Annotated in this window: 11 protein-coding genes; 5 read left to right on the top strand and 6 right to left on the bottom strand. The window is 61.9% G+C overall.

Annotation, left to right across the window (positions count from 1 at the left end):
• Nucleotides 1–17: 17 nt before the first annotated feature.
• Nucleotides 18–1967 carry a TonB-dependent receptor gene (locus DELCS14_RS17650; RefSeq protein WP_228676785.1) on the bottom strand — a complete coding sequence of 650 codons (1950 nt, stop codon included), beginning with the start codon at nucleotides 1965–1967 and terminating at the stop codon, nucleotides 18–20.
• Nucleotides 1968–2325: 358 nt separating this feature from the next.
• Between DELCS14_RS17650 and DELCS14_RS17645 the strand changes: the two genes are divergently transcribed.
• Entirely contained in the window at nucleotides 2326–3117 is a 792-nt protein-coding gene (locus tag DELCS14_RS17645) for an IclR family transcriptional regulator (protein ID WP_085929072.1), read from the top strand.
• Between the two features lie 30 nt (nucleotides 3118–3147).
• Here DELCS14_RS17645 and DELCS14_RS17640 read toward each other — a convergent pair whose 3' ends face one another.
• On the bottom strand, nucleotides 3148–3963 hold the full coding sequence (locus tag DELCS14_RS17640; protein WP_013802873.1) for an ABC transporter ATP-binding protein: 816 nt from the start codon (nucleotides 3961–3963) through the stop codon (nucleotides 3148–3150).
• A gap of 119 nt (nucleotides 3964–4082) precedes the next feature.
• Between DELCS14_RS17640 and fepB the strand changes: the two genes are divergently transcribed.
• From fepB to DELCS14_RS17625, 3 genes are read left to right on the top strand one after another with little or no spacing between them, the layout of a single operon-like run.
• Nucleotides 4083–5057 carry a Fe2+-enterobactin ABC transporter substrate-binding protein gene (gene fepB, locus DELCS14_RS17635; RefSeq protein WP_043796279.1) on the top strand — a complete coding sequence of 325 codons (975 nt, stop codon included), beginning with the start codon at nucleotides 4083–4085 and terminating at the stop codon, nucleotides 5055–5057.
• Nucleotides 5058–5060: 3 nt separating this feature from the next.
• Nucleotides 5061–6149 (top strand): iron ABC transporter permease, encoded by a 1089-nt coding sequence (locus DELCS14_RS17630; protein ID WP_013802871.1) that lies wholly within the window; start codon nucleotides 5061–5063, stop codon nucleotides 6147–6149.
• A complete protein-coding gene (locus DELCS14_RS17625; RefSeq protein ID WP_013802870.1) occupies nucleotides 6146–7186 on the top strand; it encodes an iron chelate uptake ABC transporter family permease subunit in 1041 nt (346 codons plus the stop codon). The genes DELCS14_RS17630 and DELCS14_RS17625 overlap by 4 nt, the downstream gene beginning before the upstream one ends.
• Before the next feature lie 46 nt (nucleotides 7187–7232).
• On the opposite strand, the gene DELCS14_RS17620 is transcribed toward DELCS14_RS17625, so the two are convergent.
• Nucleotides 7233–7604, bottom strand: coding sequence for a hypothetical protein (locus DELCS14_RS17620; RefSeq protein WP_013802869.1), 372 nt, complete (start codon nucleotides 7602–7604; stop codon nucleotides 7233–7235).
• A 143-nt stretch (nucleotides 7605–7747) separates the two neighbouring features.
• Here DELCS14_RS17620 and DELCS14_RS17615 point away from each other — a divergent pair, with 143 nt between their 5' ends.
• Complete coding sequence (locus DELCS14_RS17615; protein ID WP_013802868.1) at nucleotides 7748–8056, top strand: helix-turn-helix transcriptional regulator; 309 nt, start codon at nucleotides 7748–7750, stop codon at nucleotides 8054–8056.
• 171 nt (nucleotides 8057–8227) lie between these two features.
• On the opposite strand, the gene DELCS14_RS17610 is transcribed toward DELCS14_RS17615, so the two are convergent.
• The 3 genes from DELCS14_RS17610 to DELCS14_RS30720 form a co-directional block, all read right to left on the bottom strand.
• Complete coding sequence (locus DELCS14_RS17610; RefSeq protein WP_157158296.1) at nucleotides 8228–9364, bottom strand: hypothetical protein; 1137 nt, start codon at nucleotides 9362–9364, stop codon at nucleotides 8228–8230.
• 66 nt (nucleotides 9365–9430) lie between these two features.
• Nucleotides 9431–11152 carry a hypothetical protein gene (locus DELCS14_RS30725; protein WP_013802866.1) on the bottom strand — a complete coding sequence of 574 codons (1722 nt, stop codon included), beginning with the start codon at nucleotides 11150–11152 and terminating at the stop codon, nucleotides 9431–9433.
• Nucleotides 11149–13104 carry a HEAT repeat domain-containing protein gene (locus tag DELCS14_RS30720; protein WP_013802865.1) on the bottom strand — a complete coding sequence of 652 codons (1956 nt, stop codon included), beginning with the start codon at nucleotides 13102–13104 and terminating at the stop codon, nucleotides 11149–11151. The genes DELCS14_RS30725 and DELCS14_RS30720 overlap by 4 nt, the downstream gene beginning before the upstream one ends.
• Nucleotides 13105–13489 lie beyond the last annotated feature (385 nt).

The following is a 13489-nucleotide window of genomic DNA, read 5'->3' as shown; positions in this document are numbered from 1 at the left end:
CTGCTGTCATTCCCATCTCAGAACGTTCCGCGCACGCCCACGCCGATCATGCGCGGCGCGGTCATGCTGGCCTCGATGCCGCCGATGCCGCGGTTTTGCTGCAGGTACGTCGGTGCGCGCCTGTCGAACACGTTCTTGATATAGCCGTACAGCTGCACGCGCGCGCTGTAGGCATAGGTCATGCGCAGGTCGGCGATGGTGTTGGAGCCGACCGCATAGGCGCGCGTGTTGGCGGTATCGGAGTAGTAGCCGTCCAGGTGGCGCACCTGGCCGGAGACATTGAACCGGGGGCTGGCGTCCCAGCTCACGCCCAGGCTCAGGTTGTAGCCGGGCGAGCGGGCGAAGCGGTTGTGCTCGTAGCCGGGGTTGCTGCCCATTTCCTCGATGCGGGTGCGCAGCACGCCCACGCCGGCCTTGATCCGCAGGTTGTCCAGCGCGCGGTAGTCGGCGCCCAGCTCGAAGCCGTAGGCATGGGCCTTCTCCGCGTTGATGGTGTAGGACTGGGCCACGCCCGGGGAGATGACCACGGGGATGTTGTACTGCGCATCCCGCATGTCCATGTAGAACAGGTTGGTGTTGAGCATCAGCCGGTCATCGAGCAGGCTGGCGCGGCTGAACAGCTCGTAGTTCCAGATCGACTCCTTCTTGAAATAGGCCCACTGCCGGCTGGTGAGGTTCAGCGACACGCCGCCCGGGTTGTAGCCCCGGCTGACCAGCGCGCCCACGGTCCAGCGCGGTGTGGCGGCATAGGCCAGGGACAGCTTGGGCAGCAGTGCCGAGAAGGTTTTCGTGTAGTCGAGGGCGGTGGGTGCCAGCACCGAAGTGCCGGTGCGCACCACCTCGTCCTGTTGGTAGCGCAGGCCGCTGGTCAGGGTCCAGCGGTCGGCCAGGCGCCAGTTCAGCTCGCCGAAGACGCCCAGGTTCTTCTTCGTGTCGTCGAAGGCGGACAGGCCGCGCAGCAGCAGGCTTTCGTCCGTGCCGGTGCGCGCGTAGTAGACGCCGCCGAAGCCGCTCAGGCGGTCCTTGTCGCTGCCCACCAGGGCGCGGAACTCATTGGAGACATTGTTCTGGCGGATATCGGCATCGCCCTCGCCGGGAATGCCCGTGTAGCGCTGCACGGACGAGCGCGAATACTGGGACTGGTTGACCAGCCGCACGCCGTTGCCCAGCTCGTAGCTGAGGTCGAGGATGCCGGTGTCGGTCTTCTGCTTCCAGCTGGGCATGGTCGTCGTCCAGTGCTCCAGCGCGCTGAACGGAGCGGACGCCGCCTCCTGGCTGGGGCGGTTGCTGTCGTTGTGGGAATAGGTGAACTTGGCCTCCAGGCCCGGAATGCGGCTGGGCAGCCACAGGAACTTCATGCGTGCGTTCAGCGCGCGGAAATCCTGATCGGCCTGGCCCCGCTGGAACTGCGGATTGGTGTAGTCGATGAAGGTATCGCGCCCCGAGTAGTCCACGGCCAGCCGCGCGGCCAGCTCTTCGCCCACGGGGCCGGAGACGGCGATGGACGCACGCCGCGAGTGGTAGTCGCCCGCCTCCAGCTGGTAGGCCCCTTCGCGCTTGAAGCTGGGGTCCTTGGTGTTCACGACGATGGCGCCCGCAATGGCATTGGCACCCTGCGAGGTGGTCTGCGGGCCGCGGAACACCTCGATGCTCTCCACATCCCAGACCGAGGTCGCGCCGAAGAACATCTCGTTGTAGTTGAGGTAGTGCCCATCCAGGTTGATGGTGGCGCGCGGCACCGTGCCGCCCCAGAAGACGTTCTGGCCGTTGTTGGGGCCCTGCGTGTCCTGCCCGCGGATGATGGGCGCACCCACCGTGTCGGTGTAGACCACGTTGGGCACGTCGTGCAGCACCTCGTGGACCGAGGCATTGCCGGACTCCTGCCGGGCCAGGTCCTTGCCGGCCTTGACCGACACGGAGGAGGCCGTGTCCTTGAGTTCGCGCCTGACCTTTTCTCCGCTGACCACGACCGCTTCAAGCGCGTTGGATTCCCCCCCGGAACCCGACGCGCCCTGAGCGAAGGCGCCGGCCGGCGCCATCAGGGTAGAGAGTGCGATGGCGCCCGCCCGGGACGGGAGCCTGCGATGGAAACACAGCTTCACAGCATCTTCCTTTGATGAGAATGATTCGTATTTTTCAAAGGTCGCCATCATGCATTGAAATTCCACAGTAGGGAATGCATTCCCACATGCGGAAGAGAAAAACAGCGACGAAATGGTGTGCGCGCACCCGTGCAGAGCCTTCGGCAGAGCCGGTATCATCGACACCGGCGGCGCCTGCGCCCCCACCTGCGATGCGCCTGGTACAGGCAAGAAAGCCCAGCCCTTGAAAACAACAACACCTCAGACGACAGCCGGCGAGAAGCGCTCCGGCACCATCCAGTCCGTCTCCATCGCCACCCGGTTTCTCATGGTCCTGGCCAATGCCGAAAGCGAACTGGCGCTGGGCGAGGTGGCCCGGCGAACGGGAACGGGGGGCTCCACGGCCCACCGCTACCTGCAAAGCCTCGTCAAGGAAGGCCTGGCCAAGCAGGACCCGGCCAGCGGCCTGTATGACCTGGGCAGCGCGGCGCTGAGCATCGGCATTGGCGCGCTCAAGCGTGTGGATGCGGTGGAGATTGCGGCGCAGCGCATGAAGGCGCTGACGCACAGCCATGCGCTCAGCGGCGGCGTCGCCATCTGGACCGACCGGGGGCCCACCCTGGTGCGCTGGTACCGCAGCGCCTACTTCTCGATCAACCCGCTGGCGCTGGGCGATATCCTGCCCATAGACAACACCGCCTGCGGCCTGGTGTTCCAGGCCTTCCTGCCCAAGGCCACCATCGACGCCGCACGGCGCCAGCAGCCCGCCCATTTCCGTGGCAAGCCGCCGGCCAAGGCCGTGCTCGACGAAGTGCGCGAGCGCTGCTGGTCCGAGATGACCAGCCACCTGCTGTCCAACGTCACGGGCCAGGCGGCGCCGGTGTTCGATGCGCAGCATGAAATCGTCTGCGTGGTCACCACCGTCTCGGACCTGGGCCAGCTCAAGTCACCGCAAGACCGGGTCGCGCTGTTCCGCGAGGCCAGCCTGATCAACCAGTCCACGGGCGGGCGGGCCTTCAGCGCAGATTCGCCTTGAAAGCCGCGCCGGGAAGAATGCCCGGGCGCCTCAGTTCCCTGCGGCGCGCTTCATGGCATTCACGGCCCTGCGCCCCCTGGGCACCACCAGGGGCGTCCCCGACACAGGGTCTGCCATGATCACGGCCGGCAGGCCGAACACCTCCTGCACCAACTGCTCCGTGAAGATCGCCCCGGGCGCGCCCTGCGCGGCAATGCGCCCGTCGCGCATGGCGATCAGGTGCGAGGCATAGCGGCAGGCCTGGTTGAGGTCGTGCAGCACCGCAACCACCGTGCGGCCGGCATCGTTGAGATCCGCCAGCAGCTCCATCAGCTCGATCTGGTGGGCGATGTCCAGGAACGTCGTGGGCTCGTCCAGCAACAGGATCGGCGTCTGCTGCGCCAGCACCATCGCAATCCACACCCGCTGGCGCTGGCCGCCTGACAGCTCGTCCAGCAGGCGGTCGGACAGTGCTGCCACATCGGTGGCCTGCATGGCCTCGGCCACGGCCTGCTCATCCGCGTCCGTCCACTGCCTCAGGAAGGATTGATGGGGGTAGCGCCCCCGCGCCACCAGGTCCGCCACCGTGATGCCCTCGGGCGCCACCGCGCTTTGCGGCAGCAGGCCCAGGCGCCGCGCCACCTCCTTGGCGGGAAATTGCGAGATGTGCCGGCCATCGAGGATGACCTGCCCGGCAGCCGGCACCAGCAGCCGCGACAGCGCGCGCAGCAGGGTGGACTTGCCGCAGGCGTTCGGCCCCACGATGACGGTGAAGGAACCATCGGGAATGGCAAGGGACAGGCCCTGCGAAATCGTGCGCTCGCCGTAGCGCAGCGTCACCGCATCAGCACTCAGGCGCTGCGTCATGGCCGGTCATTTCCCACAATCGATAGGTCCTTCAGTGTTTGCAATGTGGAATGAATTCTACAATACGGAATACGCTGAAGACGCCGCCCTGGCGCCCGGCCCCGTCGCTTCGGATCGAGATGAACAGACTCAAACTTGCCGCCCTGGGCGCGGCCGCCGCACTGGCCGTGCTGGCCTGTTTCGCATGGTTTCCACGCGCCGCCGTTCCCGTGGCGGGCGCCGCACCGCATACATCGGATACGCCGGCTGCAGCACACGCAGACCATGCACCGCTGCCCCGGCGCATCGTCTCCACCTCGCCCAGCGTGACCGGCATCCTGCTGGCCATCGATGCGCCGGTCGTTGCGACCGCCGCGACCACGCCCAGCCGCATGACCGACGACAAGGGCTTTTTCTCGCAATGGGCCGCCGTTGCCGACAAGCGCGGCGTGCAGGTGCTCTACCGCAACCTGCAATTCGACATCGAGGCCGCCATCGGCGCCAGCCCCGACCTGCTGGTGGCCTCCGCCACCGGGGCCGACAGCGTGGCCCAGCACCGCACCGAACTGCAGGCGCAGGGCGTGCCCATGGTCGTGGTCGACTACTCCAGCCAGTCCTGGCAGGACATCGCCACCGAGCTGGGCCGCATCACGGGCCATGCGAAGCAGGCCGCCGCAGCCATTGCCCGCTTCGATGCCCATGTGGCGCAGACCGCCGCCTCCATCACGCCCCCGGCCCAGCCCGTCAGCATCGTCGCCTATAACCTGGCCGGCAGCTACTCCATAGGCCGCGCCGCCAGCCCCCATGCGCGGCTGCTGGCCGCACTGGGCTTCAAGGTGGAGGGCCTGCCGCCCGCGCTGGCCGCCCAGGTCACACGCGCCTCGGACTTCGAATTCATCTCCCGCGAGAATCTCTCGGCCGCCATCACCGGCGACTCCGTCTTCCTGCTCGGCGCCTCGCAGGGCGATGTGCAGGCCTTCCTGGACGATCCGCTGCTGGCCAACCTGCCCGCCGTTGCCGGCCGGCGCGTCTATCCGCTGGGCCCGACCTCGTTTCGCATCGACTACTACTCGGGGCAGCAGATGGTCGACGCCGTGGCAAGCCATTTCCGCTGAGCCATGCGTGCACGGCTCCAAGGCGCGGCGGCGCGGCCTGCCCAGCGCTCCTGTTTGCGCTCCTCCTCGCGGTCCTCCTCGCGGTCCTCCCGGCACTGCAGGCGTTGGCTGGGCCTTGCAGGCGGGCTGCTGGCGCTGGCCATCATCGCCGTGCTCGGCATCACCGTCGGCTCGCGCGACATTGCGCTGGCCGACATCCTCGGCGCGCTGCGGGCTCCGGACCTGCGTGATGACCAGCACCTGATCGTCAGCCTGCTGCGCATGCCCCGCACCGTGGTGGCCATCCTGGCCGGCATGGCGCTGGGCGTGGCCGGCGCGCTCATGCAGGCCGTCACCCGCAATCCCCTGGCGGAGCCGGGCCTGCTGGGCGTCAACGCGGGCGCGGCGCTGGCCGTGCTCATCGGCATGACGGCCTTCGGCCTGACGTCCGTGCTCCAGTACGTCTGGTGCGCCTTTGCCGGCGCGGGGTTGGCGGGCGCTGCCGTCTTCGCGTTCGGCCAGTCCCGGGGCGCGGGCGCGCACCCGGTGCGCCTGGTCCTGGCCGGGGCCGGCCTGTCGGTCATGCTCACCTCCAGCGCCGGCATCATCCTGCTCAACGCGCCCCCGGAAGTCTTCGACGGCTTCCGCCACTGGGCGGCCGGCTCCCTGGAGGGCAGCGGCTATGCCAGCGCTGCCGTGCTGGCGGCCGCCGTGGCGGCGGGGCTGGCGGCGGCCTGGGCCATCGTCGGCCAGCTCAACGCCATGGCGCTGGGGCATGACGTGGGCCTGGCGCTGGGCGTCAATGTGCGCGCCACCGCGCAACTGGCCTGCCTGGCGGTCATGCTGCTGGCCGGGGCGGCCACGGCGGCCGTGGGGCCCATCGCCTTCGTCGGCCTGGTGGCGCCGCATCTTGCACGCCTCTCGTGCGGGCCGGACTACCGCTGGATATTGCCGCTGTCCGCGCTCTACGCGGCGGTGCTGCTGCTGGGTGCCGATGTGCTGGGCCGCGTCGTCGCGGCACCTGCAGAAGTGGCTGCGGGCATCGTCGCCTGCCTGATCGGCGGGCCGTTCTTTGTCTGGGTGGCGTGCAGATACCGGTTGAGCAGGCTATGAAGACCTCCGTGAACACATCGGTTGTGCGCTGGGGAGCCTGTTCGTTTCTCTGGCGGCCCAGGCCGCTGGCCGTGGGCTTGGCGCTGGTCGTGCTGGCCCTGGTGCTGGGTGTGCTGCTGCTGGGCACGGGAACCCTGTCCCTCAGCCCCGCCGAAGTGCTGGACAGCCTGCTGGGCACGGGCTCCAACCCCGCAGCAGAGCGCATCGTGCAGCGGGTGCGGCTGCCGCGTGTCCTCACGGCCGTCTTCGTGGGCGCGTCGCTTGGCATGGCGGGCGCCATCTTCCAGTCCATCTCCCGCAACGCGCTGGGCTCGCCGGACGTGATCGGCTTCACCACCGGCGCGGCCAGCGGGGCGATTGCGCTCATCGTGCTGGGTGACGCCGGGCCGCTGTGGACATCGCTGGCCGCCGTGCTGTCGGGCATGGCCACGGCGGCGGTCGTGCTTGCGCTGTCCGGAGGCCGGCGTGCTGGCGGCGGCTACCGGCTGGTGCTGGTGGGCATAGGCGTGGGGGCCACGCTCTCGGGCCTGAACACCATCTTGCTGGTCATGGGGGACCTGGACCGGGCCGTCGCCGCGCAGCGCTGGCTGGCCGGCTCGCTCAGCGCGCGGACCTGGGCCCATGTCGTACCCGCCGCGCTGGGCTTCATCGCCATCGTGCCCGTCGTGCTGTGGTGCGCCCGGCGCATCAACCTGCTGGAGCTGGGCGACGATGCCGCCACCCAGCTCGGCGTCAACGTGCCGCGCACGCGGCTCACCATGGTGATGGCTGCAGTGGCCCTGACCGCCATCGCCACGGCAGCGGCGGGGCCCATCGCCTTCATCGCGCTGGCCGCGCCCCAGGTGGCCAGGCGCCTAGGCCTGTCGCCCGACGTGCCCCTGTTCACGGCAGCAGCCATGGGCGCCGTTCTGCTGCTGGCGGCCGACATGCTCAGCCAGTGGGCACCCGTGCGCCTGCATCTGCCCATCGGGTTGGTGACGGGGCTGCTGGGCGGGGTGTATCTGCTGTGGCTGCTGTTTCGCACGCGCAAGGGATAGACGGCCGTGCAGGGTGCAAGGGGGCGCAGACCCAGTGCATCCGGGACTACCTGACGCCGCGCGCCACCGCAGGCCCCACCACGGTGTACACATGCCCGGCCTCTTCGGCAGCCACCTTGGCCGCCTCGCTGCGGCGCACCTCTGCCTGGTCCTCGTACTCGCAGTTCATCACCCGGGCTTCACTGCCCGCGAACTCCGCCAGCGATTCAGCACTGTTGCGAATGGTCACCAGCGCCTGCGCCACCACGTCCAGCCGCTGATGGCCTTCGGGGATCTCCAGCCAGGCCAGCGCCAGCTGGGCCAGGGCGGAAACCTCGGCACAGCCTTGCTGCACGAAGCGGTCCATTTCATGCAGCGCTGTTGCGAGCTTCTGGGCGTGGGTGTTTTCGGGGGGAGGGGATGGGGGGATGTGCTTCATGGGTTGCTGCTCCTGTGTCGAAGCGCCGTGCTGCGGCGAGGACGTTCCGTAGCGATTCGTGGCTGCAGGCTAGAAAACTACGCAACTCGTAGTATCGAGAATACAGCATAACTACGAGTCTCGTAGCTTTTGGAAAGCACGAGATGTCAGACGCAGATGAACAATGGGGCGCGAGGCTCAAGCAAGCTCGGCTTGCAGCAGACCTGTCCCAAAAAATGCTGGGAATTGAAGCTGGAATCGATCCGTTTGTGGCGAGTGCGCGGATCAATCGCTATGAGCTGGGGAAACACAAGCCGGACCTGCTGACCGTGCGCAAGCTGGCGGAAGTGCTCAAGGTTCCGATGGCGTTTTTCTATTCGGATACTGATGATGAGGTGGCGGAGTTGTTGCTCAGGTATGGGCAGGCGAGCAGGGCGGTGCGCAAGAGGGTGAGCGAGGTGTTGAAGGGGTAGGGCGTTCGGGTTGCGTGGAAGGCGGCTTGCGACCCTATTGCTGCCGGTCGTTGTTCGGGCTCAAGTGACTGCTGTGTGGCCCCTCAAGAGTCGTTGGCTGTAAATTTCGATATTTGCTAAAGAGAGCTGGGACGGACGGGGTATGTAGTGACTGCGCGGTGAGTGCGCTGCTTAGACCTTCGTGTTGACATACTCCACGGCAGCAGTGGGCGTGAATTCGACAGTGCAGTCATAGAGCTTGTCTAAAGCCAGGTCACTTCGGGTCAGCACGTTGGCGAGCGAGCGCTCCGTAAAGAAAGCATCACAGTAACCAACTGCCGCGGCCGCATGCTGGATGTCAAAGAAGTCGTTAGCTTTGAACTTCTGACCTTTATTCCAGCGGACGGCCGCATGTATAGATGTCTCGATATGCAGCGTTCGCAGTGTGGCCTTGCCTTTACTGGAGCCCATTGATCCCACCAACAAGCCAAGGCAGTGGTGTTCGATAGTCTTATATTCGGCCGTGTCTTTTGCTGGGCGCGGCCCGAGGGATGGTGGGGCCATATCGCACATGATGTCTGCGGCGCGGCCAGCATAAAGATCCATCACGCCAATGAGTTCGTCCTCATAGACCTGTTTGAAGCTCTTGATCCCCAAGGCGTGCTCTGCGATATCCTGGTTCAGAGTGTGAGCTAGGCGATGTTGATGCCCAGGATCTTTACTGGACATTAAATCGCCAATGTACTGTTCGATTTCACCCAAAGGGATGGTCCACATGTGATCAAAAAACGCTTTTTCGATTGCCCTCCCGGTATGCTCATCGAACATGTCGATCGGCGGGCTGAAATAGCCTAGCGCATAGCTGAGCTTGGTCCAGACGAGCTGGTCTAGCGGATATACCTGATCCGGTGTGAGTGCTGCATGTAGCAAATGCGCAATTTCGGTGCCTATACGAAGATCGAACGCCACGAGCGTGACGCCCAAGCTCAGTTCATCAATCAGCGCGACAGTCAGCCGACGCGTGTTTATGTCAGCTTGTTTGAAAACCTCCATGAAGCAACTGTCCGATATGGGGCAGAACGCACGGCCATTTGCCACGGCCTCGCGGAGTGAAGATAGCAGGGTGCTATAGGGATGAAGCGCATGACCAACTGCCTGTGCATCTCGAATTCCGATCCAGAATTTGAGGTCCAAATAGATAGCGCGTCGCCCCTTCAGACTCATGGCTAGTTCAATCTGCTTGTTCCGGCTGTGCGCTCTCAGATCAACCTCCGGGTGGGCCCGGTGAGCATCGATGGACGCACCTATTTCTTTAGGAGTTGGTCTCATGGGGGTAATATCGTATGTGGGTATATATTTTATTGCTGTTCGAAGTTGTGGACGGCTCCGCTTTGCCTATGGCTTTGGACTCCGATGAGGAGTCATGTCTACGAGCCGATACCAAGCTGATGCTGGGACTGGTGTACGAAAGTGACGGCATGCGATGAAATCGATAGCCCAGATACCGACATCGCGGCTAGGTGATGACGCAATCCAGTCATAATTCTCTAGGGCTAGGAAATCGGTCATCCTCTTGTGCATTTCATCAATAGTGGCAGGTAGGGCGTATGGTGCCTCGGTTTCTCCATGGTTCAGTGATCCACCAAAGTACCAGTACGTGGGCCAGTCACTGGTTGGATGCCACAACTGGGCGCATACCTCTTTATACGGTCCCGCGACGCCTTGCGAAAGTGCTGCGTAATGCTCACGCAAATCCAAGATCACGCACCATGCTGCCACTGTCGCGAGTGACCAAGACGTGCGCATTAGTTTCTGCACCAAGCTAACATCCTTCGGGTTGACCTCCACCTCCACTAGGTCTTCGAGTGAATCCGAGGCAATAGGAAACTTGGCTCGAGCCCTGAAACAGTAGTCTAGGCGTTTAGCAATTTCGGCAACCCAAGTTTCAGCTTCCTGACGTCGCTCTGCCAGTATCAGAAATGTCAGCGCTAGCGAAATGTCTATGATGTGCCGATCAAGACGCGGTGAAGCACTTGCCCCATGGTTCTTGATAAGTGCACAAAGACCATCCGCTATCGCAGAGACATTGGCTTTGATGGTTGCGTTATCCTCATCGTTGATTCCTTGTTTCAGGCGACATGCAAGACCGACTGTGCCAATAAGGCCAATGTGCTCAAATAGGACAATTGCGAAAGCCGCCCCTTCGCTACCGTATCCGGCCATGCCATCGCGCACATGATAATGCGGTGCTATCACTTCGAGGTATCTGGCTGCAGCCTGGATGTAAGAATCCCACATTCCCGCAATCGAAGGATAGAATTTGGATCTGTCATCGGCATCCAAGAGTTGCACCCTGTGCCAAGCCCATAGAAGGATACGTTCATTGATCCAGAGTGCTTGTCGCGAATCACCGTCTACCTGGGCCCACCGCGCACAGATCTGCGCTGCGAGATGAGCGCGGCGGAAAGCCTTCTGCAATTGTTTGAGATCAATATCTGGCTTGGCTGCTTTACCAGCAGCCGTTAAGTCCAATTGTCGAAGCAGTAGGCGATTAAAGTCACTGAATTCGTACTCTGGATCGGCGGCCAGGGCAAGTGACTTCCGAAGATCGGATCGATCGCTTGGCGCAAAGAGGTTTTCATCGAGCAGATAGCGCTCAACTAGGTCAGATACTCGATCCGCTCCCCAGAAGTCGAAGCTTGCTTTCGTGGCGTTCAACTCTTTGAAAGCCGTCCAATTCATTTCGACGTCCTGTTTCAGATCCCCGGTCGTCGCGAGAATGATGGTCTTTCGTAGTCCGTTGTGCTCCGGTGGTACAAGCCTCGTCAAGTAGACGTCCAACACTTCATTCAGACTAGGGCGAACCGAAGTAGGTTCACCGTTGTCCCAGTCGCGTCGTCCAAGATCCCCCTGTTTAATGACCAACAGCAGCATCTCATCCATGCCGTCGACGAGCGATTTGCCCACAGCAGCCAGATCGACCCCGTACTGCCGAACACCAGTCTGGGGTTTCGCAAGGGGAATGTAGCCCATTGCTAGTAGCAGATCTGGCAGCAGTCGATCGAATTCGTCACGCTCCCGCAACGTGCGTAGGAACTGCGAAATAATCAGTCTCATGGTTCACCTCGCTTGGCAAGCATAAGCTCGAAATGGCGCATAGAGTTTCCGATCGGATCAAAAGCCTCACGCCTCGGTAATTCGATCGAATGAGACACTGTTGAAAGCTTCGTCGATGGACCGTAGCTGGAGTGGTGGTAGTTGAAAGTCCCAGCCCCTGCCTTGAGTGGTATCTGAGTGACAATTTGTCGTAAGGGAGAGTGCTTCCTCGCTTCTTCGAGCGAATTGTTCATCTGTTTTTCTCGAGCTCGAGAAAAAAGCCTTCGCAACCTTGTTGGCGGCCGAAGTTCATTGATAGAGGGCAAAGCTCTTTGCGTTTCAGTTATTTGGCTGATGGAGTCAGCCGCCGCTCGTAGAAAGTCTCGATGGCCTGCCGGTAATATCTCCTCTGCCGCCTTGTGTAGGGCATCGACCGTACTCCCAGGGTAGTCATAGCCGATCTCTTCGACAAGCAGCGACCATAGCACGGGGTAAATGCGTTTCTCCGGGGCGTTTGACTGAAGCATGGACAGGGCCAGTGAGGTCAACTGTGCTCTGTCATGTACATAGCCCAACATGCGTCGGGCAAGGAATAAAAGATCCTCCGGTGAGAGTTCGTTCAGGCGGTTCTTGTTGAGCTTGATGTCTGTTGCCGAATGGTCGTTGAATTGGGAAAGAATTTCTGCCAGCGCAGCAGCGTGTGTTTGTTCATCGCTCAGCAACCAGTCCGTTATCAGCAATGACCAGCTTTCCTCGAAGCCGGATAGTTCACGGATCGTGTCATCGAAGAGTTCAGCGATATTCGAGTCTGTTGAAGCCAGCGAGCCGTGATTGGCCGCCCACTGCCCCAGCATTGAAGCCACCATCTCGGTATGACCCGGTTCAGAGAGCAACTGCGACATTGCATAGTCCAATTCTCGAACTGCCCCTGTGAATTCCGGCTTTAACGTTGTCAGCAGTTGGAGCCAGCGCTGTGTAATGCCGCGCTCGCGAATTTCTTTGCTTTTCTGAAATAGCGCGGTGGCTGCGGCGCATAGTACGTCTTGATCATCATCTTCCGCTAGTCTTTCCAAAAGAGAGTCGAATTCGGACGTTTTGTGCATTGCGCCAACTGCAGCTCTGATTGCCTGCGACCTGATTTCAGGTTGCTCGCTTTCGATTAGGCTGAGCACGGATTCCACTACGACGTTGATTGCTTCTGGCTGCGCGTGCTCATCCAGCAGCAGACGCCCTAAGGTCCAAGTGCCCACCTGCGCTTGCATAAGCATATCGGATCGAGTATCAGCTCTCGCCATTTCGACACCGGCAGCATAATCTGACTTAGACAACGCAATGATAGCGTTGCCAAGCAAGCTTGAGGTCTCTTCGGATAGGTTTTCGAGAACTTTGGTATGCAGCTCACGTGCAACTTCAGGTCTTTTTTCAAGCCACTCTTCTAGGAATCTGTTGATTCTTCCTGCGACCATGTCATTCTTGGTCGGCTCGTACTTTGCGGCCAGCAGATCAATGATGGAAGACGCAGGGATTTTTTCTAGGTAGGGGAGGGCAGCTTCGATGAGATGCAAAACGTCAAATACATCCGAGCCGGATCGAATCCGCTGTGCTCCAATGGCAAATACATCCATGCTCTCGGCGGCAAGTGCGAGCAAGCGTCCAGAGGCCTTATCGCTGCGTCCGTTCTCCTTGCGCCACAGCTCAAAGGCGTGCTGAAACAGCGCATTGGTGTCGATCTCCGATGTGGCGCTAAGACGCTTGTAGGCTGCTGCTGCAATGATCGTGTTGCGTACTTCGAGCGATTCAAACTCAATCGCACCATCAATCAGTTTGCAGCCTGTCGGAAAATTGTTCTCTTCCAATACCTGTCCGGGTGCCAGATTCACGCGAAGTTTTAATTGCCGCTCTTCGTGAAGCTGCAGTGCGAGATCGGAAACATGTGAATGAATAGAAGGCACAGGTTCACTTTTTTGGCTCAACAGAAATCTCCTCGATGATTAGGGAAGTATATGCAATTTCTCTGAATAGAAGGCAATAGTTTTGCCAGCTAGGCCGTGGTCACCGCGCGCAACGTGCCTTCATCGCCGGATTGGGATGCCTTGAGGCCCGTTCTGGGGTGCAACTGCCAGCTAGCTGCGGCCATAGACCGGGATGATCGCAGCATCTCCGTGGGCCAATGGCCACCAGTGACTCAAGTGACCAACCTTCAGACTGCACTGCCTGTTAGACAAAGCTCTCACTCCCCAGCTAACCCGCGGCGACGGAGTCGTTGCCGTTCCATCCTCAGGCCCATAAGCTGGAGGCGGTGCCTGTAAGACGGACGGGTATGAACTATCTAGAGTCGCGATTGCTGTTACGGCCAGT

Origin of the sequence: Delftia sp. Cs1-4, assembly GCF_000214395.1 — a bacterium.
Taxonomy (GTDB): Bacteria; Pseudomonadota; Gammaproteobacteria; order Burkholderiales; family Burkholderiaceae_C; genus Comamonas; species Comamonas acidovorans.
This window is presented reverse-complemented; position numbering and strand designations above follow the sequence as displayed.

Bases quoted from the DNA above. Each gene is read 5' to 3' on its own strand.
- fepB (WP_043796279.1), top strand. From the start codon at position 4,083: ATGAACAGACTCAAACTTGCCGCCCTGGGCGCGGCCGCCGCACTGGCC.
- DELCS14_RS30725 (WP_013802866.1), bottom strand. From the start codon at position 11,152: ATGAGACTGATTATTTCGCAGTTCCTACGCACGTTGCGGGAGCGTGAC.
- DELCS14_RS17640 (WP_013802873.1), bottom strand. From the start codon at position 3,963: ATGACGCAGCGCCTGAGTGCTGATGCGGTGACGCTGCGCTACGGCGAG.
- DELCS14_RS17610 (WP_157158296.1), bottom strand. From the start codon at position 9,364: ATGAGACCAACTCCTAAAGAAATAGGTGCGTCCATCGATGCTCACCGG.
- DELCS14_RS17620 (WP_013802869.1), bottom strand. From the start codon at position 7,604: ATGAAGCACATCCCCCCATCCCCTCCCCCCGAAAACACCCACGCCCAG.
- DELCS14_RS17625 (WP_013802870.1), top strand. From the start codon at position 6,146: ATGAAGACCTCCGTGAACACATCGGTTGTGCGCTGGGGAGCCTGTTCG.
- DELCS14_RS17630 (WP_013802871.1), top strand. From the start codon at position 5,061: ATGCGTGCACGGCTCCAAGGCGCGGCGGCGCGGCCTGCCCAGCGCTCC.
- DELCS14_RS17615 (WP_013802868.1), top strand. From the start codon at position 7,748: ATGTCAGACGCAGATGAACAATGGGGCGCGAGGCTCAAGCAAGCTCGG.